The 23,344-nt window shown below is 75.7% G+C and carries 18 protein-coding genes; 1 reads left to right on the forward strand and 17 read right to left on the reverse strand.

Translation table 11 applies throughout. The annotated features are described in order from the left end of the window. Positions 1-19: 19 nt before the first annotated feature. The 8 genes from ACQZ2A_RS10205 to ACQZ2A_RS10240 are packed head-to-tail and all read right to left on the reverse strand — an operon-like array spanning position 20 to position 7,767. On the reverse strand, positions 20-1,477 hold the full coding sequence (locus ACQZ2A_RS10205) for a proton-conducting transporter membrane subunit (RefSeq protein WP_430210366.1): 1,458 nt from the start codon (positions 1,475-1,477) through the stop codon (positions 20-22). Then, a complete protein-coding gene (locus ACQZ2A_RS10210) occupies positions 1,474-2,949 on the reverse strand; it encodes a complex I subunit 4 family protein (protein ID WP_430210369.1) in 1,476 nt (491 codons plus the stop codon). The genes ACQZ2A_RS10205 and ACQZ2A_RS10210 overlap by 4 nt, the downstream gene beginning before the upstream one ends. Then, on the reverse strand, positions 2,946-4,823 hold the full coding sequence (locus tag ACQZ2A_RS10215; protein ID WP_430210372.1) for an NADH-quinone oxidoreductase subunit L: 1,878 nt from the start codon (positions 4,821-4,823) through the stop codon (positions 2,946-2,948). Before ACQZ2A_RS10215 ends, ACQZ2A_RS10210 begins: the two co-directional genes overlap by 4 nt. Beyond that, a complete protein-coding gene (nuoK, locus tag ACQZ2A_RS10220; protein WP_430210374.1) occupies positions 4,820-5,134 on the reverse strand; it encodes an NADH-quinone oxidoreductase subunit NuoK in 315 nt (104 codons plus the stop codon). Before nuoK ends, ACQZ2A_RS10215 begins: the two co-directional genes overlap by 4 nt. Continuing rightward, positions 5,131-5,664: an NADH-quinone oxidoreductase subunit J family protein gene (locus ACQZ2A_RS10225; protein ID WP_430210377.1), complete on the reverse strand. Its 534-nt coding sequence runs from the start codon at positions 5,662-5,664 to the stop codon at positions 5,131-5,133. The genes nuoK and ACQZ2A_RS10225 overlap by 4 nt, the downstream gene beginning before the upstream one ends. Next, positions 5,661-6,299 (reverse strand): NuoI/complex I 23 kDa subunit family protein, encoded by a 639-nt coding sequence (locus tag ACQZ2A_RS10230; RefSeq protein WP_430210380.1) that lies wholly within the window; start codon positions 6,297-6,299, stop codon positions 5,661-5,663. Before ACQZ2A_RS10230 ends, ACQZ2A_RS10225 begins: the two co-directional genes overlap by 4 nt. Continuing rightward, positions 6,293-7,249, reverse strand: a complete 957-nt coding sequence (locus tag ACQZ2A_RS10235) for a complex I subunit 1/NuoH family protein (protein WP_430210383.1) — start codon at positions 7,247-7,249, stop codon at positions 6,293-6,295. The genes ACQZ2A_RS10230 and ACQZ2A_RS10235 overlap by 7 nt, the downstream gene beginning before the upstream one ends. Continuing rightward, positions 7,246-7,767, reverse strand: coding sequence for an NADH-quinone oxidoreductase subunit C (locus tag ACQZ2A_RS10240; protein ID WP_430210385.1), 522 nt, complete (start codon positions 7,765-7,767; stop codon positions 7,246-7,248). The genes ACQZ2A_RS10235 and ACQZ2A_RS10240 overlap by 4 nt, the downstream gene beginning before the upstream one ends. A gap of 95 nt (positions 7,768-7,862) precedes the next feature. Between ACQZ2A_RS10240 and ACQZ2A_RS10245 the strand changes: the two genes are divergently transcribed. Further along, positions 7,863-8,327: a hypothetical protein gene (locus ACQZ2A_RS10245; RefSeq protein ID WP_430210387.1), complete on the forward strand. Its 465-nt coding sequence runs from the start codon at positions 7,863-7,865 to the stop codon at positions 8,325-8,327. 3 nt (positions 8,328-8,330) lie between these two features. Here the strand turns inward: ACQZ2A_RS10245 and ACQZ2A_RS10250 are convergent, their stop codons facing one another. The 9 genes from ACQZ2A_RS10250 to ACQZ2A_RS10290 all read right to left on the reverse strand — a co-directional run bounded on the left by ACQZ2A_RS10250 (position 8,331) and on the right by ACQZ2A_RS10290 (position 23,326). Next, positions 8,331-10,646: a transglutaminaseTgpA domain-containing protein gene (locus ACQZ2A_RS10250; RefSeq protein ID WP_430210389.1), complete on the reverse strand. Its 2,316-nt coding sequence runs from the start codon at positions 10,644-10,646 to the stop codon at positions 8,331-8,333. A 56-nt stretch (positions 10,647-10,702) separates the two neighbouring features. Further along, entirely contained in the window at positions 10,703-11,902 is a 1,200-nt protein-coding gene (locus ACQZ2A_RS10255; protein ID WP_430210392.1) for a DUF58 domain-containing protein, read from the reverse strand. Positions 11,903-11,912: 10 nt separating this feature from the next. Then, positions 11,913-12,893: an AAA family ATPase gene (locus tag ACQZ2A_RS10260; RefSeq protein ID WP_430210394.1), complete on the reverse strand. Its 981-nt coding sequence runs from the start codon at positions 12,891-12,893 to the stop codon at positions 11,913-11,915. A 62-nt stretch (positions 12,894-12,955) separates the two neighbouring features. Next, positions 12,956-19,066 carry an Ig-like domain-containing protein gene (locus ACQZ2A_RS10265; protein ID WP_430210397.1) on the reverse strand — a complete coding sequence of 2,037 codons (6,111 nt, stop codon included), beginning with the start codon at positions 19,064-19,066 and terminating at the stop codon, positions 12,956-12,958. Positions 19,067-19,325: 259 nt separating this feature from the next. Next, complete coding sequence (locus ACQZ2A_RS10270; protein WP_430210398.1) at positions 19,326-21,383, reverse strand: PhoX family protein; 2,058 nt, start codon at positions 21,381-21,383, stop codon at positions 19,326-19,328. A gap of 102 nt (positions 21,384-21,485) precedes the next feature. After that, on the reverse strand, positions 21,486-21,857 hold the full coding sequence (locus ACQZ2A_RS10275) for a DUF2568 domain-containing protein (protein WP_430210401.1): 372 nt from the start codon (positions 21,855-21,857) through the stop codon (positions 21,486-21,488). After that, positions 21,854-22,435, reverse strand: coding sequence for an NADH-quinone oxidoreductase subunit B (locus ACQZ2A_RS10280; RefSeq protein WP_430210404.1), 582 nt, complete (start codon positions 22,433-22,435; stop codon positions 21,854-21,856). Before ACQZ2A_RS10280 ends, ACQZ2A_RS10275 begins: the two co-directional genes overlap by 4 nt. A gap of 7 nt (positions 22,436-22,442) precedes the next feature. Further along, on the reverse strand, positions 22,443-22,808 hold the full coding sequence (locus tag ACQZ2A_RS10285) for an NADH-quinone oxidoreductase subunit A (protein WP_430210405.1): 366 nt from the start codon (positions 22,806-22,808) through the stop codon (positions 22,443-22,445). A gap of 11 nt (positions 22,809-22,819) precedes the next feature. Further along, positions 22,820-23,326, reverse strand: a complete 507-nt coding sequence (locus ACQZ2A_RS10290) for an LppA family lipoprotein (RefSeq protein WP_430210407.1) — start codon at positions 23,324-23,326, stop codon at positions 22,820-22,822. Positions 23,327-23,344 lie beyond the last annotated feature (18 nt).

A 23,344-nucleotide genomic window follows, 5' to 3' on the forward strand; every position in this document is an offset into this window, starting at 1 on the left:
GGCTCGCGCTCGTCCCGCCTCAGCCGAGCCCGCCGAGCAGTGCGTGCGGCAGGACGCTGGTGAGCAGCAGGACGACGGTGCCCAGGACGATCACCACCGTGGTCGAGCGGCCGGCGGGCGCCGGCGGGGCATCCGCCCCGCCCTCGGGCCGCGCGACGAGGACGGCGACCCAGCGCAGGTAGACCGCGATGCCGAGGACGACGGCGACCACGGCCGCCGCCGCGACGGGCCAGACGCCCTCGGCCACCGGGGCGGAGATCGCGAGGACCTTGACGACGAGACCGACGACTCCGGGCGGCAGGCCGGCGAGGACGAGCAGGGCCAGGACCAGCGCGCCCCCCGCCACCGGGTCGCGTCGCAGCAGGCCCCGGGTCCCGCCGAGGGTGCGGGCGCCGGTGCGGGCGACCACGGCGAGCGCGACGGTGGTGGCGGCTGCGTAGACGAGGACGTAGGCGGCCGCTGCGCGCAGTCCGTCGGCGCTCAGGGCGGTGAGCGGGACGAGCACCCACCCGGCCTGGGCGATGGTGGACCACGCGAGCAGGCGCACGGGGTCGTCCTGGCGCAGCGCCACGACCGTGCCGAGCAGCAGCGAGGCCACCGCCGGCAGGGCGAGCAGCGTGACGAGCGCGGGCCCCGACCCGATCCCCGCGGCCAACGCCTCGACGACCACGAGGAGCGCCGCGACCGCCGACAGCTTCGAGGCCGCGGCGAGGAAGAGCGTGGTGCCGAGGTCGGCGGCGGCGTAGGCCTGCGGCGTCCAGGCGTGGAACGGCACGAGCGAGAGCTTGAACCCCAGCCCGGAGACCAGGGCCGTCACCGCGAGGACGAGGACGGCCCGGCGCTCGGGGTCGGCCCACGCCGTCGCGACCGACTCGGCGGAGAACGCGGCGTCCCCGGTGGCGGTGAGCCACAGCGCCGCCCCGAGGACCAGCAGCGCGAAGGACGTGAGCGAGGTGACGAGCAGGGACAGGCTCCCGTGCGCCGCCGACCGGGTCCCCCGCAGCGCGACGAGCGCCACGACCGGGACGGTGGCGAGCTCGAGGGCCACCAGCCAGCTCCCGAGGTCACGTGCCGCCGCGACGGCGACCCCGCCCGTCGTCGCCGCGAGCAGGAGGGTGGCGGTGACGGAGGCGTCCCGGGGCCGGGGACGACCGTCGTGCAGCAGGGCCAGCGCGGCGGCCGCGGCGAGCAGGATGCCCGCCTGGAGCGTCGAGGTGCGCGGACCGGCCGTCCAGAGGCAGGCGCCGTCCGGCGCGGGCAGGCAGAGGGTGCGCAGCGGCGTCGCCGGGTCGACCAGGCTGCCCCGCAGCGCGGCTACGGCCCCGGCCACGAGGAGCACCGCGGCGACCGGCAGCGCCCACCGCCCGCCCCGGCGGGACGGGACCACCGCGTCGCCGACGAGGACGAGCACCACCCCCACCACAGGAGCCAGGGCGGGGGCGAGGACCAGCGGGTCGACGCCGACGAGCGCACTCATCGGACACCCCGCAGGGCGGCGACCGCGTCGGCCGTCACCGACAGGACGAGCATCGGCGCCACGCCGAGGACGACGACGAGGGCCGCGAGCCCGCCGAGGACCCATCGCTCGACGCCGACCGTGTCAGGTGTGCGCGCGGCCTCGGGGTCGGGCCGGTCGCCGACCCAGACGATGCCGGCCACCCGCAGCGCGTAGGCCGCGGCCAGCGCCGCACCGACCGCCGCGACGACGGCGCAGGCGACGAACACCGCCCGCGGGCGGTCACCCGCCGGGGCCCACGCGGAGTACACGGCGAGCAGCTCGCCCCAGAAGCCGGCGAGCCCGGGGAGGCCGAGCGATGCCGCGAGCCCGAGGACCAGCACGAAGCCGAGCCGGGGCGAGGTCTCGCGCAGCGCCGGTCGGCGCACGGCGAGGTCGACGTCACCCCAGCGCTGCTTGAGCCCGCCGACGAGGACGAAGAGCAGCGCGGACACGACCCCGTGCGCGACGTTGGCGTACAGGGCGGCCTGCAGGCCGGTCTCGGAGCCGCTGGCCAGCGCGAGGACGACGAAGCCCATGTGCGCGACGGAGGAGTAGGCGACGAGCCGCTTGAGGTCGCGCTCGACGAGGCACACCAGCCCGCCCCAGACGATGCCCAGCGCACCGGCGACGGCGAGCACCGGTGCGAGACGGCCGAACCCGTCGGGGACGGTGGCGACCGGGAGGCGGACGAGGCCGTAGGTGCCCATCTTCAGCAGGACAGCGGCGAGGAGCACGGAGCCGGCCGTGGGTGCCGTGGTGTGCGCCGGGGGCAACCAGGTGTGGAACGGCAGCACCGGGACCTTGACCGCCAGGCCGAGCACGAGCAGCACGGCAACCGCCAGCTGGGTCCCGGGCGCCAGGGCCGCCCCGGCACCACCGGCGAGCTCGCGCAGGTCGGCGGTGCCGGCCGACGCGACGAGCAGCAGGATGCCGACGAGCATCGTGGTGGACCCGACGGCCGTGTAGAGCACGAAGCGCTGCGCGGCCTCGGTGCGGGCACGGGGGTGCTTGGCGTCGCCGTACCGCCCGACGAGCACCCACATCGGGACGAGCACGACCTCGAAGGCGACGAGGAAGAGCACGGCGTCGCGGGCCGCGAAGGTGGCCAGCGCGCCGGCCTCCACGAGGAGCAGGCAGCCGAGGAAGGTGGCCGGTGTCCCGCCGGCCGGCACCTCCACCCACGCGTGCGCGGCGACGACGACGCCCATCAGCGCGGTGAGCAGCACGAGCGGCACCGAGATGCCGTCGAGCCCGAGCGACCAGCGCACACCCAGCTCGGGGAGCCAGGCCCGGTCGACCGTGCTGTCCCCGAGCGCGACGGCCACGGCCAGCACGAGGGCGAGCCCGGCCGTCACGGCCGTCAGCGGGCGGGCGACGCGCAGCGGCAGGCCGCGGCCGCCGGACACGAGCCAGAGACCGACGACGCCGGGCAGGGCGAGGAGCAGGCTCACGACCACGCCAGCACCCCCACGAGGCCGAGGACGACGACCGCCCCGAGCACCAGCCCGAGTCCGGCACTGGGCCGTTCACGACGATGCGCCCGCACCCCGGCCCATCCGACGGCGCGGGTGGCGACGGCCGCACCCCGCACGTACGCGTCGACCACCTCGGTGTCGACGAAGGCCACGACGCGCGCGAGGCGCAGGACGGGCCGCGCGACGAGCCGCCGGTAGAGCGCGTCGACCCCGAGGCCGCGGTCGGCCATCGGGACGAACCGGCGCGCGAGGACGTCCGCGGGGTCACGGTCGAGGCCACCGCGCAGCGCGACGGCGACGCCGACCCCGACGACGAGGACGGTGAGCAGCAGCCACAGCAGCGAGACGCCGTGCACCGCGAAGGAGCCGGTGAGGACGACGAGTCCGCCGAACACGGTGAGCACGACGAGGACCCACAGCACGGCCGGGACGGTGGGCGGCACCGCTCCGGCCTCCGGGCGGGTCCGGACGTGGGCGGTGAGCACCAGGTAGCCGCGGGTCGAGTAGGCGGCGGTCACGGCGGCCGTCACGACGAGGAAGACCAGGACGACGACGCCGGGGCCGTCCGCGGCGACCGCGCCGTCCCACGCCGAGGCGAGGACGTGCTCCTTGGACACCCCACCCACGACCAGCGGCACGCCGGCCAGCGAGAGGAACCCGACGAGGAACGCCGCCCGCAGCACGGGGGTCGCGGCACCGCTGCCGCGCAACGCCGTCGCGGCCGTACCACCGGCGGCCACCGCGGCCCAGCCGATGGCGAGGAAGAGGAGCGACTTGAAGATCGCGTGCGACCACAGGTGCAGCAGACCGGCATCGGGACCGACACCGGGCCCGGCCACCGCGAGCGCGGACAGCATGACGGACACCTGGCTGACCGTGGACCACGCGAGCATCCGCTTGAGGTCGCTCTGCGCGAAGGCGAGCAGGGCGGAGAGGAGCATCGTCACCGAGACCGCGATCCCGAGGAACCAGCGGGCGCTCGGGCTGTCCTCGAGGAGCGGGTGCAGCCCGGCGAGCACCACCGTGCCGGCGGCCACCATCGTGGCGGCGTGGATGAGGGCGCTGGCCGGCGTCGGGCCCTCCATCGCGTCGGCGAGCCAGTCCTGGAACGGGACCTGCGCCGACTTGCCGAGCACCCCGATGACGACGAGCACGAGCAGCACGGCACGCAGCCGGGCGTCCGGCGCCGAGCACGCGGTGAGCGCGGCGCCGAGGGACGAGCCGCCCTCGACCGCGGTGTCGATGCACTGCGTCGGGCGGTCCCACGCGGCGACCACCGTGGCGAGGTCGGTCGATCCGGCGCCGGCGGCCAGCCCGACGAGCCCGAGGACGAAGCCGATGTCCGCCACGCGCGTGACGAGGAAGGCCTTGAGCGCCGCCCGCCGCGCCGACGGCCGACGCGACCAGTGCCCGATGAGGAGGTAGGAGCACCAGCCCATGACCTCCCAGCCGACGATGGTCAGCACGAGGTCGCGGGAGACGACGACGAGCAGCATCGCGGCGGTGAACAGCGAGACGGTGGCCGCGAACTGGCCGTAGCGGTCGTCGGTGGCCAGGTACCAGGTGGAGTACACCTGCACGGCCGTGGCGACGAGCGCCACGATGGTGGCGATGGCCAGCCGCGCGGGGTCGGTGATGGTGCCGAGCGGTACGTCGAGCTCACCCACCGGGAGGTCGACCCCGAGGTCGGTCACGGTCCCGGACTGGCCGATCCACCCGACGAGGGCGACGAGCAGGGTCAGGCCGCCGGCCGCGACGGCCACGACCCGCGCGATGCGGTCGTCGCGCCGCACGGCGACCCCGAGCGCGGAGGCCAGGGCCGGGACGAGGACGAGCAGCCAGGGGCTCACGCGGTGTCCTCCGGCGCGCTCGGGGCGTCGAGGTCGATGCTGCCGCGCATCCGGAAGACCGCGAGGACCACGGCGAGCGCGACGACGACCTCGGCGGCCGCGATGGTGATGGTGAAGAGCGGCAGGACGCTCCCGGCGGCCCAGCGGTCGGCACCCGCCGCCTGGGTCGTGACGAGGAGGACGAGACCTCCGCTGAGCACGAGCTCGACCCCGACGAGCACCAGGACGGCGTTGCGGCGCACCGCGATCCCCGCGACCCCGAGCCCGACGAGGGCAGCGGCGAGGAGGTACGGGCCGACGAGGTGGATCACGGGCGCGCCTCCCGGGCGGGCGACCCGTCGGTACCGGTGCGCTCGCCCCGGGCGACGGCGAGGCCGCCGACGAGCGCCGCGAGCAGCAGGAGGGAGAGCAGCTCGAAGGGCCACACCCAGGTGCCGAAGAGCTGCCCGGCGACCTGCTCCGAGGTGACCGCCGAGCGCTCGACAGTACCGTCGGCCAGCGGGACGAGCACCGACGCGAGCAGCCCGGCCGTCGCGAGCCCGAGCAGCGCGGCACCGGCCGCCCGCCACGGCCCGACGGCGTGCGCGAGGTCCGGGCCGATGGGCGCGCGGGTGAGCATCAGGGCGAAGAGGACGAGGACGACGACCGCGCCGACGTAGACGAGGACGAGCACGAGGGCGACGAGCTCGGCACCGAGGACGAGCAGCGCGCCGGCCACACCGAGCAGGGCCACGACGAGCCACAGGGCCGCGTGCACGACGTGCCGCGTGGTGACCGCGAACAGCCCGCCGAGCACGGCGAGCACGGCGCAGGCCGCGAACGCGGTGTCGAGGGCGGTCACGGGGCGTCCTCGGGCGGGGACGGGTCCGCGGGTGCGTCGCGGACCACGCGCGGCCGGACCGTGCGCGGCGGACGCGAGGCGCCCCCACCCCCGACGAGCCCTGTGCCACGGGCCGGGCGGTTGACGGCCGCGACCTCGGCCGGCTCGGCGGCCTTCTCGTCCAGAGCCGGCGGTGGCGGCACGGTGGCCATCCACCCGCCCAGCCGGTCCTTCTCGTGGAGCAGGTCGCGGATGTCGACCTCGGCGTACTCGAACTGCGGACTCCAGAAGAGCGCGTCGAAGGGGCAGACCTCGATGCAGATGCCGCAGTACATGCACAGCGAGAAGTCGATGGCGAAGCGGTCGAGGACGTTGCGCTGGCGCTCGCGCCCGCCCTCCGTCGTGGCCGGGATCGTCTCCTTGTGCGAGTCGATGTAGATGCACCAGTCGGGGCACTCGCGGGCGCAGAGCATGCACGAGGTGCAGTTCTGCTCGAGCAGGGCGATGACGCCCCGGCTGCGCGGCGGCAGGTCGGGCGCGACGTCGGGGTACTCGTGGGTGTGGCTGGGGCGCAACGCCGTTCGCGCCGTCGTGGCCAGTCCCTTGAGGACGCCCGGCAACCCGCCGCCGCGTCCGCGCTCGTCGGAGGTCACCATCCGAGAACCACTCCCACTCCGGTGAGGACCAGCTGGCCCAGCGCCAGCGGTACGAGCCACAGCCACGCGATGCGCTGCAGCTGGTCCTCGCGCAGCCGCGGCCACGCCACCCGGACCCAGATGACGACCAGCGCGACGGCGAACCCCTTGAGCAGGGTCCACAGCCAGCCGAGGGCGTCGCTGAACGGCCCGTGCCACCCGCCGAGCCACAGCACGGCGAACAGGAGGGACATCACGACGATGCCGGCGTACTCGGCGAGGAGGAAGAAGGCGAAGCGCAGCCCGGTGTACTCGGTCCAGGCGCCCATGACGAGCTCGGCGTCGGCGACGGGCATGTCGAAGGGCGGGCGCTGCAGCTCGGCGACGGCCGCCACGAGGAAGACCAAAGCACCCGGCAGCTGCCAGAGCAGCCACCACGGGCTCCAGGCCTCGACCAGCCCGCCGAGCGAGAGCGTCCCGCCGGCCAGCGCCATCGACGCGACGGCCAGCACGACCGGCAGCTCGTAGGACACCAGCTGCGCCGCGGCACGCAGGCCGCCGATGAGCGAGTACTTGTTCGCGCTCGACCAGCCGGCCATCAGCGTGCCGAGCGCCCCGACCGAGGTCGCGGCGAGCACGAGCAGCACCGACCCGGGCACCTCGACGGCGGCGACGCCGGGATGGACGGGGATGGTCGCGAGCGCCACGAGGTACGGCACGAGCGCGACGGCGGGCGCCAGCCGGAAGACCCACCGGTCGGCCGCGGCCGGGACGATGTCCTCCTTCTGGACGAACTTCACGCCGTCGGCGACGAGCTGGGCCCAGCCGTGGAAGCCGCCGGCGTACATCGGCCCGAGCCGGCCCTGCATGTGCGCCATGACCTTGTGCTCGGCCTGCCCGACGAGCAGCGGCAGGACGAGGAAGGCCGCGAGCGCGGCGACGGCGCGGAGCACCACCTCGAGCGGAGTCATCGCGGACCCCACTCCGGCGGGGGGACGCCCGGGGCCTGCACGCGGCGCCGGCTCGGCGACTTCGCGGAGTCGTGGCCCTCCCCCGGCTCCTTGCCACCCGGCCACGGCTTGGAGGCCCGGGCCGCGAGCTGGAAGGACTTGCGCAGCGGGGTGCCCTCGAAGCCGTCGGGCAGCAGGAGCGGGCGCAGGCCGAGGCCGCTGCCGTCGTCGAAGCCGTCGACCTCGATGCCGAACATCTCGTGCGTCTCGCGCTCGTGCCAGGCCGCCCCGGCGAACACCCGGGTGACGGACTGGACGGCCTCGCCCTCGGGGAGGCGCGTGGTGAGCAGCAGGCCGCGCAGCGCGCCGGGCGTCGAGACGTCGTAGAGGTGGCAGAGGACGTCGAAGCCCGGTGCGGCGGCGTCGTCGGTGCGGTCGACGGCGCTCAGCCAGTCGAGGAAGGCGAAGCCGTCGTCGCGGGCCGCGGCGACGGCCTCGCGCCACCCGCCGGGCTCGACCTCACGCGTCTCGTCCGCCACGTCCGGCAGCCTAGCGAGGCCCCGCCGGGGACGGCGGACGCCGGGCTGCCCCGAAGGCCGGGCCCGGGGCGCTCCGCGCTGGTTACGATGACGCCGTGCCCGAGCCCGACGCGCCCGAGGTCCCCGAGGACGTCGACGGCGACACCGTCCCCCGTTCGCGGCTGCGCGCCGCGTGGGGCCCGCCGGAGGCACCGGCCCCGACGCCCGTCGTCCGGGACGCCCCCGAGCCGGCCCGCCCGGCGACGCGCCGCACCGGCGAGGGGCTCGAGCAGCGCATCGCCCCGTGGGCCGTCCCCGCCTCCGGTCGAGGTGACACCGCACCCGCTGACGGCCCGGGACCACCTCGACCCCAGAGCCCGACGGCGACCGAGGGACCGACCGACGCTCCCGCCCGCACGCCCCTCGTCGAGTCCGCACCGCGCGCGGGCACCGTCTCGCGCACCCGGACCGAGCGCCACGCGATGTACGCCCCGCCGCGTGACGCGGTCGACCTCGCCCCCGAGCGCCCGACCCCGCTCACCGACCCGCCGCGCCGGCTCCGCCGGCTCTTCCGCCGCTGACGGTCAGGACGCCGGGGCCGCCGTCGCGGCCTCGCCGAGGCGCCCGGCGTGGATGTCGGAGGGCGTGCGCACCCGCGCCCGCCGCCGGGTGGGCAGCACAGAGGTGAGCGCCACCGCGCGACGCCAGCGCTCGCGCCACGACCGGTCCTCGCCGAGCTCGTGGCGCACCGCACGGGCCAGGGCCCAGGCGCGGTCGGCCCCTTCGTCGCTCGCGCCCGCCGGCCCGAAGGTCGCACCGTCGACCGCGCGCGCGGCGTCGGGCACGGCCCGGCCCCCGACCACCCGCGCGACCTCGCGCCGGGTGTCCCTGCGCGAGACGGGGTAGCCGGCGTCGCGGACCGTGTCGAGGACGTCGAGCCACGCGCCGGCGGTGCGCTGCGCGGCCGGTCCGCGCCGCCGCCGCACGAGACGGCGCAGGCCCTTGAGCAGCACGAGCAGGCCGGTCCACAGGGGCAGCCCGAGCACCGGCACGGCCACCACCGCGGCCGTGACCGTCACCCAGAGCGGCAGCGGGGTGCTGACGTCCGGGGCGGTGGTGCGGTTGCGGCCGCCGGCGGTCTCGTCGAGGCTGAAGCCGTCCTCGCTGCTGGGCGGGCGCTGCGCGGTGGGCGGCGGCACGGCGGCGGCGCGGTTGCTGTCGCGCTCGAGCACGGCACGGGGCTTGGGCGCCTTGTCGCGCGGGGGCACGAACTCGTCCGGCGCGATGAGCTGCCACCGGGCACCGTCGTGGACCTCGACCCAGGCGCGCACGTCCTGGCCGCGCACCACGCCGTCGGCGCCCGGCACCGCGCCGAGGACGATGCGCGCGGGCATCCCGAGGTAGGCGGCCGACAGCGCGAGCGTCGCGGCGAACTGCTCGTCGTTGCCGGCCGGCTCGCTCTCCGAGACGAACGCCGTGAGTCTGCCGGAGGAGTGCCCGGGGAGGATGGTCTCCTCGCCCGTGCCGCCGTCGCTGTAGGCACCGATGGTGCGCAGCCGGGTCGCGACCGCACGCAGCTGGGACAGCGGGTCCCCGCCCCCCGCCCCCGCGGCGGCGACGAGCCGGGCGACCGGCTGGGCGAGCGTGGGGTCTACCGGCGGCGTGGCCGGGACGCCGGTGGCCGCCGCGCCGATCCGCTCGTCGAGGACGTAGGTCTCACCCGGGGTCAGCCCCTCGGGGAGCACGGCGGCGCCGGTGTCGAGGTTGTAGCGGAGCGCGTCGTCGCGGTCCTGGGCGCGGGCCCCGTCGAACGCGATGCGCGTCTCGCTGCCGACGGTCGGCACCCAGATGCGCAGGTCGCGGCGCCCGGCCCAGGCGTCGCCGATGGTGACGGTCGCCCGGACGTCGCGGCCGGCGTCCGGTCGGGGGATGCGTGCGCCCACGCGCAGGAAGCTGCCCGAGCCCGCGGCCGAGGACGAGGTGGCGTTGCCCGCGGCCCACACCGTGCCGGAGTACGTGTCGACCGTGGCCAGCCGCAGCAGCGTCCCCTGCGGCAGCCCGGTGACCCGGAGCAGCTCGTCGTCGGCGAGCGCGTCCGCGACCGGCCGGAAGGCGCGGAACGCGGCGAGCGGGCTGGGCCGGTCGGTGGCCGAGAACGGCGGCTCCACGTGCTCGCGCAGCACCTGGCGCGGGGTCGTGCCCGTCCACGGCACCGCCCCGAGGACGACGACACCGACGACGAGCAGCAGCAGGGCGGCGGTGGCGACCCGCTCCAGGTTGCGGGCCGTGTGGACGACGACGGAGCGACGCGCCCGGTCGGTGCCCCACGCCAGCGCACCGACGAGCAGCACGGCGCCGCGGGCGACGACACCGCCCGGCGCGACGACCCCCAGCGCCACCGACGCGGCCCCGACGAGGGCGGGCACCGCCACCGGCAGGTGCGGGGCCCGGGTGCGCCGCGCCACGAGCATCGCCGCACAGCCGCCGGCCATCGCCAGGAGGAAGGGCAGCAGGGCGAGCGGGCCGGCGCCGTCGACCGGCGGCAGCGTGGTGAGCAGCCGGCGCCAGCCATCGGTCGCGGTGTCGGAGAGGGCGGCCCATCCGGCGGGCGTCGGCCACGGACCGGCGGAGGTGCCCCGCAGGGTCAGCGGCGGGGCCAGCAGCGCGGCGAGCACGAGCAGCCCGGGGGCGGCGCCCCACCACGGCACGCGCAGGCGTCCCATCCCGATGGCCAGGGCCACGCCCGCCACCAGCCCGACGGCGCTGGTGAGCACCCACCACGGGCCGTCGAAGGTGCCCGCGAAGGCGCTGAGCGCGGTGGCCGTGAGGAGCACGACGAAGAGGGCGTCGACCGCGATGTCCCGGCGCGGCTGGGCCAGGGCGCGGGCACGGCGGGTCATGGGTGGCGCGTCGGGACGGGCCGGCCGGCCGGCCGTCAGCGGGATGGTCGGCGCGCTCACTGGCCACCCACCGCCCGGACGAGGCGCGCGAGGTCGCCGATCGAGCCCATCGTGAGGAAGGTGATGTCCAGGACCGAGGAGATGGTGCTGCGCTCCCCCGGCGCCACGCGCAGGACGTGGAGGCGCACGTGCGGACCCAGGTGCCCGGCCGCCCGCTGCACCTCGGCGACCGGGGTGTCGGCGCCGGTGACCATCACGACGATGGACGTGCCCGGGGCCAGGCCGGAGAGCCGGGCGGCCAGGCTCGGCAGGTCGGAGTCGTCGGGCTCGACGCGCGAGAAGCCGTCGAGCGTGCGGGCCACCCCGGCGCGGTCGACGGCATGGCCGCCGGCGACGACGCTGACGTCCATCTCGTCGCGCAGGGCCCGGACCGCCACCGACGCCGCCGCCGTGATCCCCCGCTCGAAGGTGCCCTCGTCGGCGTACCCGTCGAGCCGGGCGTCGAAGAGGACGCCGAGGTGCGAGCGCCGGGTGTCGGTGTAGCCCTTCATCATCAGCGTCGTGGTGCCGGCGGCGGCCGACATCCGGGCCGAGGACTGCCAGTGCACGTGCCGGCGGTCGTCGCCGGGCAGGTACGCGCGCAGCGTGTGGAAGTCGAGGTCGGAGACCGAGGGGTCCTGGGTCGGGCGGCCCTCGAGGTCGCGCACCAGCCCGGCGTCGAGCGAGGGCAGCCGCACGACCTCGGGATGGACGAAGAGCTCGACGGTCCGCGAGGTGTTCAGGGTGCGCCGGGCCAGCCCGAAGGGGTCGCCGAGCACCGTCGTCACCGGTCCGACGACGACCACGCCGCGACGGCGCGTGGGGATCGGGAACGGGTAGTCGACGCGCACACCGGGCCCGAGCGAGCCCATCCGGAAGGCCTCGATGCGGCCGTCGACCGGCACCTCGAGGTCGGCCGGCGCGACCCGCCGGCTGCGCCCGTTGGTCACGAGCAGCGACCCGTCGGCGGTGACGCCCGGGCGCACCCGCACCGGCCGCACGCTGAGGTCGAGGTCCACGCGCGACCCGCCGAGCGTCATCAGCACCGAGAGGACGAGCAGGACGAGCAGCCCGATGCCGACCAGCCGCGCCTCGTCCCAGCCGAGGACCCAGCCGACCAGCACCCCGAGCACGCCGACCACCGCCGCCCCCCAGCCGGTGCGGGTCACGACGGACCGCTCCCGGAGGAGGTCGAGGAGGCGGCGCAGGTCGGTCATCGGAGGTGGGTCAGCGCTCGGCGGCCGCGGGCATCGGGATGGCGTCGAAGAGCTCGTCGATGACGTCGAGGATGGTGACGCCGTCGAACTGGGCGTCGGCGTCGAGGAGCATCCGGTGCTGCATGACGGGGACGGCGAGCTCCTTGAGGTCGTCGGGGACGACGTAGTTGCGGCCCTGCCCGGCGGCCCAGGCCTTCGCGGCGTGGACGTACCCGAGCAGCCCGCGCACCGAGAGCCCGAGCCGCACGTGGCGGTGCTCGCGCGAGCGCTCGGCGACGGTCTGGGTGAACTCCAGCAGCGCGCGCGAGACGTGCACCGAGCGCGCGACCTGGCGCATCCGCAGCACCTGGGTGCCGTCGATGACGGGGTTCACGGCGCCGGCGCGGTCGCGGATCGCGAGCCCGGAGAGGACGCCGATGGTCGCCTCGGCGTCCGGGTAGCCGATCGCGGTCTTCATGAGGAAGCGGTCGAGCTGGGCCTCGGGCAGCCGGTAGGTGCCGGCCTGCTCGATGGGGTTCTGGGTCGCGATGACCATGAACGGGCTCGGCACCGAGTGCGTGGTGCCGTCGACGGTCACCCGGCCCTCCTCCATCACCTCGAGCAGCGAGGACTGCGTCTTCGGGGAGGCCCGGTTGATCTCGTCGGCGAGGACGATGTTCGCGAACACCGGGCCGCGGCGGAACTCGAAGGCCTGCGCCTTCGGGTCGTAGATCGAGGCGCCGGTGACGTCGGAGGGCAGCAGGTCCGGGGTGAACTGGATGCGCTGGTGGCTGCCGCGCACCGCCCCCGCCAGCGAACGGGCCAGGCTCGTCTTCCCGGTGCCCGGCACGTCCTCGAGGAGCAGGTGCCCCCCGGCGGCGAGGCAGGCGACGCTCAGCTGGACGACGCGCTCCTTGCCGACGAGCGCGGCACCGACGGCGTCGACGATCGTCGTGAAGGTCTCGCCGAACCAGGCGATCTCGTCGGCGTGCGCGACGGGCTGGGTGCTCATGGTGTCCTCGTCATCGGCTCGGGGCTGGGGCGGGGTGATGGAAGGGGTTGCGGTGCTGGGGTTCACGGCGCCACCCACGTCCGGCGGACCGGTGTCTCGGGGGCGGCGCCGTCGTCGCAGGTGATGGTGTACCGCGTCCCGGAGGTCGCCGCGAACTCCGACGCGGGCACGGCGCGGGTGCCGTTGCCGGCCGCGTCGGTGTCGAGGGTCACGGTGGTCGTGCCGCCGGTGCCCTCCTCGTCGATGACGCACTGCAGGGTCCGGCTCGGGGAGAGGTTCTCGGCGGTCAGGAAGAGCGTCACCCCCTCCGGGGCCGGGGCGCCCTGGCGCGCGCGCAGGGTGCCCTGGGCGGTCGAGGCCGTGCCGGACGCGGTCTGCGTGTCGCTCCCGCGCGTCACCCGCGCGGCGAGGGTGAGGTCGCTGGAGAAACCGACCTTGCGGGTGAAGGTCTCCACGTAGGGTCCACCGCCGGTGGTGTCGTCGATCTGCACGTCGCCGGCGATGCCGCCGGACACCGTGACGGCGACGTCGGCCGGGCGCCCGTTCGGGTCGGCACGCACGGTGAACGTGACGTAGGGGCCCACCGTGGAGACGATCTCGATGCTCGCCGGGCCGAGCGGTCCGTAGACGACGTCCGAGTCGACGCTCGTCGTCGAGCTCTTCGCGCCGCTGTTCGTCGCGGTGAGGGTCAGCGTGTACGCCGACCCGTTGTCGGGCACGCGGACCACCTCGTCGAAGGGCGTGGGGTCGGAGGGCGCCGCCCAGCTGCCGCACGTCGTGCCGGCGACCCGGCAGGTGATGGTCAGCGAGTCGTCCCGGGCCGGGGGCGAGGTGAACCGCAGCCGGACGCTGCGGTCGTCGCCGGTGGCCGTGGCCGAGAGCCCCGTGAAGTCGCCGGGGGTGCCGACGGCCTCGAGCGAGGTGGGCGCGCTCGGGACGGACTCGTAGAAGGGGTTGCTCGCGACGACGCGGTACTCGTAGGTCGACCCGTCGTTGTCGACGGCGTCGGCGTCGCACCGGGTGTTCTGCGTCCGGCAGACCTGGGTCGAGCCACCGGGGCCGCTGCGGGTGACCGTGTACTGCGTGTCACCGGGGCCGTTGGGCGGCACCGCTCCCCACGACACGACGACCGCCTGCCGCGCGCCTCCGGCCACCTCGGTGGTCTCGAGGCGTGGGGCGTCGGGTGCCTCCGGGTTGCCGGCCGACTGGCCCTCGACCGTGACCGGCGGCCCGAAGCCGGCGGCGTTGCGCGCCCGGATGGTGAAGGGCGTCGGCAGGGCGTTGTCGAGGCCGGTGGCGACGACGGAGGTCGAGCTGGTCTCGACCCGGCCCCCGGGCCAGGTCACGAGGTAGCCGACGACGGCCGAGCCCTGGGTCGGCGCCGCGCCCCAGGCCACCGTCACCTGCCGGTTCTGTGGTCCCGTGACGCGGGGGTCGACGACGGCACCCGGCACCTCGTCGGCGGTGACCGGCGCCGAGGGACGGCTCTCCGGGCCCCACCCCGCGGCGTTGCGCGCCCGCACGGTGAACCGCGTGGGGGTGGCGTTCTCGAGGTTCGTGACCAGGCACGGCGAGGCCGAGCACAGCTGCGTACCGCCTGCCCACCTCACCTCGTAGGCCTCGACGGGGAGCCCGTTGTCGTTCGGCGGCGTCCAGGTGAGCCGGGCCGAGCGGCTGAGGGTCGGGCCGGTCTGGGCGGGGGTGCCGGGCGCGTCCGGGGTGCCGAGCACGTCGACGGTGAGCGTGCCGGTGGCCTGCCGATCGGCACGGGTGGTGGAGTCGACGTCGGTGATCGTCACGGCGAAGACGATGCGACCGCGCGCGTCGGCGGCCGGGGTGACCGACAGCGTGGTCGGGCCCTCCCGGATCGCCGTCCCGGCGGAGCCAGAGACACGCGACGAGTCGATGATCGAGAACTGCGGGTCGCCGAGCTGCGACCGGAGGTAGGGATCGATGTTGACGGTCCGGGTCGTGCCGGCCTGCACGCCCGAGAGGACGACCGGCGACATCGTGGGCGGCTGGGCCGGTGCGACCCGCACGGTGATGACCGCGGGCACGGCCTCGGTGCCCTCGGCGGTCACGAGCAGGCGCGCGGTACTCCCGGGCACCGCCGCCGCGCCGGCGCGCACGACGAGGGTGCCGGCGTCGCGGTTGGCCACCTCGAGCCCCGTGACCGCCGTCTGGAACCGCCCGGTGAACCGCAGCCCGTCGAGGGTCTCCGGGCGGGCCGTCCACACGTGGCACAGCTCGCGGATGGACAGCGGCCGCGAGGTGCCGCCGACGACCACGTCGACCGCCGTCGGCGGGCAGCGCAGCACGGGCGTCTCCGGCCCGACCTGCACCGGCACGGTGAGGAAGGCGCGCTTGGCGTTCGCGGCGGACCCGGTGGAGACCTCGAAGGCGATGGCCGCCGGCCCGACGTAGCCGGCCAGCCCGGTGACGGTGAGCCGCGAGGGCCCGTCGGCCTCCAGGCGCAGCTTGCCCGCGGGCGAGGCGGCGAGCTGGTCGCTCGTGGTGAGCGTCAGCTCGCGGCCCGCCGGGTCGACGACGACGTCGTCGAGGTTGACCGTCACGGAGTCGTCCCGGTCGACCCGGACGAGTGCGTCGGGTCGCACGGTCGGGGCGCCGGAGCCGCCCGCGGGGACGTGGACGATGCCGAGCGCCGCCGCACCGCTGGCGTCGACGACCTCGAAGGAGAGCACCTGGGGGGTGTCGCGGACCGGCAGGGTGGCGACGCCACCGACCACCTGCGCGTCCGGGGCGTTGAAGACCCGGGTCACCTGGAGGGCGCCGCCCGGGGAGTCGGGGTCGACGGCGCCGGCGAGCAGGTTCACGTCGACGGTCGAGGCGCCGGGCGCCGGCTGGGCGAGGGCGTTGCGCGGCACCGGCGGGAGGTTGACGCCGGCGCGACCGCGGACGGTGACGGTGCCTCGCGACGGCACACCGCTCGCGCCGACGATGTCGTAGCGCACGGTCAGCGGTTGCGCGGGCGGCGGGGCGGTGACGGTCACCCGGCCGGTCGCGGGGTCGAGCGTGGCCCGGCCGGCGGTGTCCGAGCCCTCCACCAGCTCCACCGACGCCCGCTCCCCGATCGGCTGGATGTCGTTGGCGAGGACGTCGACCGAGACCGTGGCCCCCGGGGCGACGGTGACCTCGTCGTCGACCGCGACGACCGGCTGCGGGTCGCCCGGCGGGGCCACGGCCACGCGGACCGTCCCGGTGCCGAGGTTCCCGTACCGGTCGGCGACGAGGTAGGTGAAGTCGTCGGTGCCGCCGCTCGTCGGGTACGCCTGGTAGGTGATGGCCGAGGGCGAGACGGCGAGGACGCGGCCGAGCCTCGGGGCCGAGGCGAGCCCGGCCAGGGTCGTGGAGTCGCCGTCGGGGTCGGACCCGGAGTCCGGGACGGAGACGGTGATGGTGTCACCGGCGACGACGCGCCCCTCGAGGGTCGGCGGGGCCGGCGCGCGGTTGGGGAAGGTGGGCGAGGGCGGTGGGAGGACCGTGACCCGGGCCAGGCCGGTGGCCCGCTTGCCGCTCGCACCCTCGACGACGTAGGTGATGGCGACCGTGCGCTGCACCGTGACGTCCGGCGCCTGGAAGCGCACCACCGTGCCCGCCACGTAGGCCGCGCCGACGGCGTCGTTCGTCGGGTTCCCGTCGGGCCCGCCGACCGGCAGGGTGCCCTGCCGCGGAGCGCCCTCGACCTGGGTGGACAGTCGCAGCGTGGCGCCGGTGGGGTCGATGTCGTTGTCCAGCACCGGGACCGACACGTGGTCGCCGGAGCGGACGGTGGCCGTGTCGTCGACGGCGATGGGGGTGACATCGGCGGGTTCGGGCAGCTGGAGCACCGACACGTCGCCCTCGGTGCTGCTGCCCTGGCCGTTGGTCACCGTGTAGTGCACGAGCACGGGGTTCGGCCGCAGCGAGGGCCTGGTGGCGGCGATGCGCAGCCAGCGCCCGCGCAGGACCGCCACCTCGACCGCGTCGGAGGACTCGGTCTCGACGCCCTGGACGACGAGGAGGCCACCGGCGGGGTCGACGTCGTTGGCGAGGACGTCGACGATCGTCGCGGTCTGGCCGCGCACGACGACCTGGTCGGGCATCGCGGTGATCTTGCCGGGGCGCTCGGAGGCCGCTCGGACGTCGACCCGGATGGCTCCGCGGGCGATGCTCGCCTCCCCGAAGCGCACGGGGTAGGAGAGCAGGTAGGTGCCGGGGGCGCGGGCTGTCACCGACACGGTGCCGGCGTCGGTGCTCGTGACGACGGTGGTGCCATCGGGGGCGGTGACGTTGCCGGCCAGCTGCAGGCGCGCGGCGGGGTTGAGCGGGTCAGTGCCCGGGACGTCGTTGTCGAGCGGCCGGAGCACCACCGGTTTGCCGACCTCGCCGCGCCCGACGTCGGGGAGCGGGGTCGCGGCCACCGGCCGGGCGGTGTCGGCGAGCACGTCGACGCTCTGCCGCCCGGCGGTCTCGGCGGTGCCGTCGGACACCGTGTAGTCGATGGTGCGCGGGCCGGGCTTGGCCGGCGCGGTGTAGCGCAGCCGGCCGTCGGTGGTCAGGGCCACCGGCACCTCACCGTCCTGGGCGGTCGTGACGGCGACGGGGTCGGAGTCGGGGTCGCGCCAGTCCCCGACGACGGGGATGCTCACCGAGCCCCGGCCCGACACGGAGGTGACGGTGGGCACGAGGTTGGGACGCAGCGCCGGCGCACCGTTCTCGGAGGGCGCCCGGACCTGGACGGTCACCCGCGCCGAGGAGCTGTTGCCCCGGCCGTCGTCGATGACGTACTCGAAGGCGGTGGCCGAGGCGGTGGGGGCCAGGGTGAGCTGGACGGTCTGGCCGTCCGGCGAGATGGCCAGGCTGCCGGCGCCCGTCGGCAGCCCGGACACCCGGGTGACCGACAGGACGCTGCCGGAGGGGTTGACGTCGTTGTCGAGGACGTGGAGCGTGCTCGTCCGGCCCGGGCGCGCCCCCACCGTGTCGTCGACGGCGCGCGGCGGCTTGCTGCTGCGGTCGACGGTCGTGGACTGGTCGGGGTCCTTCGGCGGCGACTGCGAGGACGGCGGGGCGACCGCGGCCCAGTCGTCGAGGCGGGCACCGTCATCGAGGGACCACACGCCCCCGCTCGTCGAGTCGTTGAGCGCGACCGAGCGGTGGTTGACCCGCAGGTGGGGCGAGAGCAGGTTGGTGGGGGTCGTCAGGGGCACGTCCGCGAACCGGCCGCCGCTGCAGGACTTCACGACCCGCCCGGGGCTGCCGGACCACACGGCGTAGGTGCAGCCGTCGAGGACGACCGGGGCGGCGGCGGGGCCGGTGCCGCCCTCGACGAGCGTGCGGACCGCGCCGGACGAGAGGTCCACCGCGAGCAGCGCGCGGGGGGTGGCGACGAGCACGTCCCCGTCGGTGGTGCGCTCCGCGGGGACGCCGCCGGCCAGGCTCTGCCCGGTAACGGTCACGCGGGGTGCGTCCGGGCGGGCCACCACCCCGGCGACGGTGTCGAGGACCACCGGGCCGTCCGGGGTCAGCACGAGGTGTGCGTCCTGGAGCGGGCCGCCGAGCGAGCGGGACTCCTCGGCGAAGCGGCCGTCGCCGGTGGGCCGGAGGGTCACGAGCCGTCCGCCCGAGCCCGCCGCGTACGCCACGCCGTCGCCGTCCACCGCGACGTCAGCGGTCATCGCGTCCCCGGTGACCTCAGGGGCGATGGGGACCGTGGCGGTCGGGTCGCCGGGGCCCCCCAGCCCGTCGACGGCCGCGACGGCGGGCGTCTGGGACGAGGCGGCGCGCACGTCGCCGGAGTCGGGGTCGACGACGACGGAGGTGCCGGCGCCGACCGCGAGCGGCGCGGTGGCCGGGACGGTGGCGAAACGGTCGCCGACCAGCGCCCCCGCGCGCACGTCGACGGGCACGACCTTGCCGGTGATGCGGTCGCGGGTGAGGACCGAGGACCCCGACTGGACGACGTCGAGCTGGTAGGTCTGGGTGGACTCCTCGCCGGGGGCCACCGCGGCGTCCAGGTGCGCGGCGGGGGCGTTGAGCCGCCCGAACAGGCCGGCGCGGTCGTTGGTGACCCAGAGCGTGCCGTCGTTGGCCTCGAGGTGGTCGGTCGTGTAGCCCGGGCTGCGCGTGGCGGCCCAGCCGAACCCCCCGAGCGCGACGGCCAGGACCGTGGCCACGACCGTCCCCGTGCGGGGTCGCCGAAGGCCGCGACGTGACCGATGGCCGCGTCGCGCCGTCCCACGCTCCTGCTTCATGGCTTCGGCATCCGACCGTCCGGGGCACGTTCACGGCCGTGCCCCGTGGCCATTGTGGGCGATGGGCACCGCTTCCGTGGCCGGGTTCGGGCAATCCGCCCGGCGTGTCTCGTGGGGCGCGCGGGGCGCGTGTGCCGGGGCGGCCGCACGGAGCGGCCACCCCGGCACCGGGGATCGCTGGTCAGGCGCGGTGCACCTGCACCACGCTCGGCCGGGGCCCGCCCCAGCGCCCGCCGGCGAGCGAGCCGGGGGCCACGTAGTCGGGGAAGTACGAGTGCTGGTCGGCCCACGACCCGTCCTCCCCCGGGTGCTGGACGCTGACGAACACCGAGCCGTCGCCGTCCCGGTCGTGGACCACCGGCCCGCAGGTCTCGGCCTCGCGGGGCACCGCGAGGAACTGCTCGACCTTGCCGCGGTCGCGCCCCTCGAGGGTGACGCGGTGCAGCGCGTCGCAGTACCCGATGGTCCCCGGCTGGCCGTCGGTGGAGATCCACAGGGCGCCGGTGGAGTCGAAGGCGACGTTGTCCGGGCAGGAGATGGGCGAGACCGGCCCCTCGTAGCCGCCGAAGTACGTGCCGGCGCTCGCGGGGTCGCCGCAGACCAGCAGGAGGTTCCAGGAGAACCGCGTGGCGGTGGCGTCGTTCCCGGCCTCGGTCAGCTCGAGGACGTGGCCCTCGCGGTTCGTGACGCGGGGGTTGGCCTCGTCGGCCGGCGCGTTCGTGCCGACCCCGCGGTTGGTGTTGTTCGTCAGTGCCGCGTAGACCCTGCCCGTCACCGGGTTGGGCTGGACGTCCTCGGGGCGGTCCATCTTCGTGGCGCCGACCTTGTCGGCGGCGAGCCGGGTGTGCACGAGCACCTCGGCGACGTCCATCCCGGGCACCCGCGAGCGCCCGTCCCTGACCAGCGGCACCCACTCGCCGCGGCCGTCGAACCGCTCGTCGGAGGGCAGGGCGCCGGTGCCGTCGATCTCGGCGGCGGGGCTGTCGCCGACGAACCGGGCGACGTAGAGGTCGCCGCTGGTCAGCAGCGTCTTGTTGTGTGCGCGGGCGGCTCGGCCCTTCCCGCGGGCCATCCGCTTCTCGGACACGAACTTGTAGAGGTACTCGAAGCGCTCGTCGTCCCCCATGTAGGCGACGACCCGGCCGTCGCGGGCCACCCGGATGTTGGCGCCCTCGTGCTTGAGGCGGCCCAGGGCGGTGTGCTTGACGGGCGTGGAGTCGGGCTCCATCGGGTCGACCTCGACCACCCAGCCGAAGCGGTTGACCTCGTTCTCGTACCCCGGCCGGCGGGCGTCGAAGCGCGGGTCGACGGTCCACCAGTTGCGACCGGAGTCGCTGACCGTCGTGGGGAAGCCGTACCGCTTGTTCTCGGGGGTGTCGTTCGCGACGAAGTACTGGTTGACGTTCTCCTCGCCCGAGAGCACGGTGCCCCACGGCGTGGTGCCGCCCGAGCAGTTGTTCTGCGTCCCGAGCACGGTGCGGCCGACCGGGTCGTCCTTCGTGCGCAGCAGGCGGTGCCCGGCCGCGGGACCGGTGACCGCGAACCGCGTCTGCACGTGGATCCGCCGGTTGTAGTGGCTGCCGCGCACGTACTCCCACGGACGGCCCTCGCCCGAGCGTCGCAGCTCGACCACCGTCAGGCCGTGGGCGGCCATCGCGGTCCGCTTGTTCTCGGCGACCTGCTCGGGGTCCTCGGTCGGCGGGAACATGATCGCCTCGTTGGTGTACTCGTGGTTGACCACGCCCAGCGCCCGCCGGCCCCGCCCGCCGTCGATCCCGATGATGTCGAGGTAGTCGCAGTTGTAGCCGAACTGGCCGAGCTGCGAGCGCTCGGTCTGGTTCTCGGGGTCGAACTCCCGGCTGCCGCGGAAGAGGGGGTCGCCCCAGCGGATGACCGGGGTCCAGCGCCAGCCCTTCGGCACGGTGAGCGCGTCGACGTCCTTGGCCACCGGCGCGATGGGCGTGAACCGCAGCCCCCGGCCGGGGTGGCGGCCGCCGCTCGAGGCCGCGGCGGCGTCGGCGGTGCCGACGGCCAGGGCGAGGGCGCCGGCGGCGCCTAGCGCACCCCGGCGGCTGAACGCCCGTCCGGCGACGTCGCGGAAGTACTCGTTGCCGCTGGTGTTGGGCGCCTCGTGGGCGCACGCGTCACCGCACTTGAGGCGGCAGGTCACGGCGCTGCGCTTCCCACGGGCGTGGGTCGCGAGCGCGAGCAGGGGACGGTTCTCCGGGGCGATCGTCATGGGCAGGACGCTAGGAGCGCCGGGGGCCCCACGGGGCGACGCCCGGACGAACGCCGGGTGACGGTTGCCGGAGCATCCGGTGACGCGGTGGTCAGCGCCGGGTCAAGGGGTGCGGTCGGCCCCTGCGTGCTCCCCCGGCTGCAGCACCGTCTGGGCGGCGACGACGGCCAGCCCGGCGATGCCGACGAACCAGGCCCAGCCGACCCGGTCGGTGGCCAGCAGCCCGAACGCCACGCCGTAGACGAGGACGATCGCCGCCACGGTGCGCGGGCCGGGGGCCAGCCGGAGCCGGCCCTTCGGCGCCATGAACACCCCCCAGAGCACGAGGACCAGGAGGGTGGCGGCGACGGCGGCCGCCCACCCGGCCGCTCCCCCACCGGTGGCGTGGTGCGCGAGCGCGCCGACCCCGCCGAAGAGCGCCATCTCGGTGACGAAGGCGACGAGCGCGAGCAGCGCCAGTGCGGGGGTGGTCACGGCTTACCGACCAGCCCGCGGGTGACGTCGGCGGCGGTGGCGGCACGGTGGCCGGCGAAGCGCCCCGCCCGGCGCTCGGCGATGGCGCCTCCGCTGACCCGCTCGGCGGCGATCTTCTCCTGGAGCCGGATGATGCCCTGGAGCAGTGCCTCGGGCCGCGGCGGGCATCCGGGCACGTAGACGTCGACGGGGATGACCTGGTCGACACCCTTGGTGACGGAGTACGAGTCCCAGTACGGCCCACCGGAGTTCGAGCACGCCCCGAAGCTGATGACGTACTTCGGCTCGGGCATCTGGTCGTAGAGGCGGCGGATGGCGGGCGCCATCTTGTCCGTGACGGTTCCGGAGACGACCATCAGGTCGGCCTGCCGAGGGCCGGGCGCGAACGGGATGACGCCGAGCCGGATGAAGTCGTGCCGGCCCATCGACGTGGCGATGAACTCGATGGCGCAGCAGGCGAGCCCGAAGTTGAAGACCCAGAGGCTGTACCGGCGCCCCCAGTTGAGGACGACCCGGATGGGCTTGGGCGCGTGCTCGCCGAGCGGCCCGACGCGGGGCATCGGCAGGTCGACGCTCATCGGGCGCTCATTTCAGGTCCCAGCGGAGGAGGCCGCGGCGGCCGGCGTGCAGGAGCCCGAGGAGGACGACCCCGACGAAGACGACGACCTCGACGAGCGAGGCGACCCCGAGGTCGGCGTCGCGCAGGACCAGCGCCCAGGGGAAGAGGTAGACGGAGTCGACGGCGAAGACCACGTAGAGGAAGGCGAAGGAGAGGTAGCGCACCCGCGACTGGGCCCAGCCGGCGCCGACGGGGTCGACGCCCGACTCGTAGGTGGTCCGCCCGACCGCTCCGGCGGCCCGCGGCGCCACGAGGCGCCGGACGACCATCGCGGCGGCGACCAGCAGCACGCCCGCGAGGATCACCGCGGCGGCGGCGAGGTAGCCCTCCATGACGCGTCAGCCTAGCCGCGGTCCTCGCGCAGGAAGCAGGCGCCGTACAGCGTGAGGATCGTGCCGACCTTCGTGCCGAAGACCACGCGGGCGCCGGTGTGCGGGTCGCCGATGCTGACCTCGTGCGCGCCCGGCTCGTCCTGCAGGACGGTCACCTGGGTGAAGCCCTGCTCCCCCAGGGGCACGCGGAGGGCGTCGACGGTCGGCTGCCACTGAGCGTCCGGCACTGCACCCATGGCGCCGCGCCCCACGGAGTAGTTGGCGTTCTCCGCGCCGTCGACCCGGTCGAACGGCTCCCCGCATCCGCCCCTGCTGCGCTCGGCCGGGCCCTCGGACTGCCACTCGAGCCCGGGCACCCGCTCGTCGAGGATCCGCTTGAGCTCGGCGAGGAGGTCGAGGTAGCCGCGCTCGGCGGCCTCGAAGGTGGGGCGCTGCGCCAGCTGCTCGCGCGGGTCCGGTGCGGCCCCGGGCATCGTGCTGCACCCCGTGAGCACCGTCAGCGCCGTGAGCACCCCCACGGCCGCTGCTCTCCCCCG

This window comes from Phycicoccus avicenniae, from assembly GCF_050496545.1.
In the GTDB taxonomy this organism is placed as follows: domain Bacteria; phylum Actinomycetota; class Actinomycetes; order Actinomycetales; family Dermatophilaceae; genus Phycicoccus; species Phycicoccus avicenniae_A.

Bases quoted from the DNA above. Each gene is read 5' to 3' on its own strand.
- ACQZ2A_RS10250 (WP_430210389.1), bottom strand. From the start codon at position 10,646: ATGACCCGCCGTGCCCGCGCCCTGGCCCAGCCGCGCCGGGACATCGCG.
- ACQZ2A_RS10235 (WP_430210383.1), bottom strand. From the start codon at position 7,249: ATGACTCCGCTCGAGGTGGTGCTCCGCGCCGTCGCCGCGCTCGCGGCC.
- ACQZ2A_RS10205 (WP_430210366.1), bottom strand. From the start codon at position 1,477: ATGAGTGCGCTCGTCGGCGTCGACCCGCTGGTCCTCGCCCCCGCCCTG.
- ACQZ2A_RS10270 (WP_430210398.1), bottom strand. From the start codon at position 21,383: ATGACGATCGCCCCGGAGAACCGTCCCCTGCTCGCGCTCGCGACCCAC.
- ACQZ2A_RS10285 (WP_430210405.1), bottom strand. From the start codon at position 22,808: ATGGAGGGCTACCTCGCCGCCGCCGCGGTGATCCTCGCGGGCGTGCTG.
- ACQZ2A_RS10230 (WP_430210380.1), bottom strand. From the start codon at position 6,299: ATGGTGACCTCCGACGAGCGCGGACGCGGCGGCGGGTTGCCGGGCGTC.
- ACQZ2A_RS10280 (WP_430210404.1), bottom strand. From the start codon at position 22,435: ATGAGCGTCGACCTGCCGATGCCCCGCGTCGGGCCGCTCGGCGAGCAC.
- ACQZ2A_RS10255 (WP_430210392.1), bottom strand. From the start codon at position 11,902: ATGACCGACCTGCGCCGCCTCCTCGACCTCCTCCGGGAGCGGTCCGTC.
- ACQZ2A_RS10260 (WP_430210394.1), bottom strand. From the start codon at position 12,893: ATGAGCACCCAGCCCGTCGCGCACGCCGACGAGATCGCCTGGTTCGGC.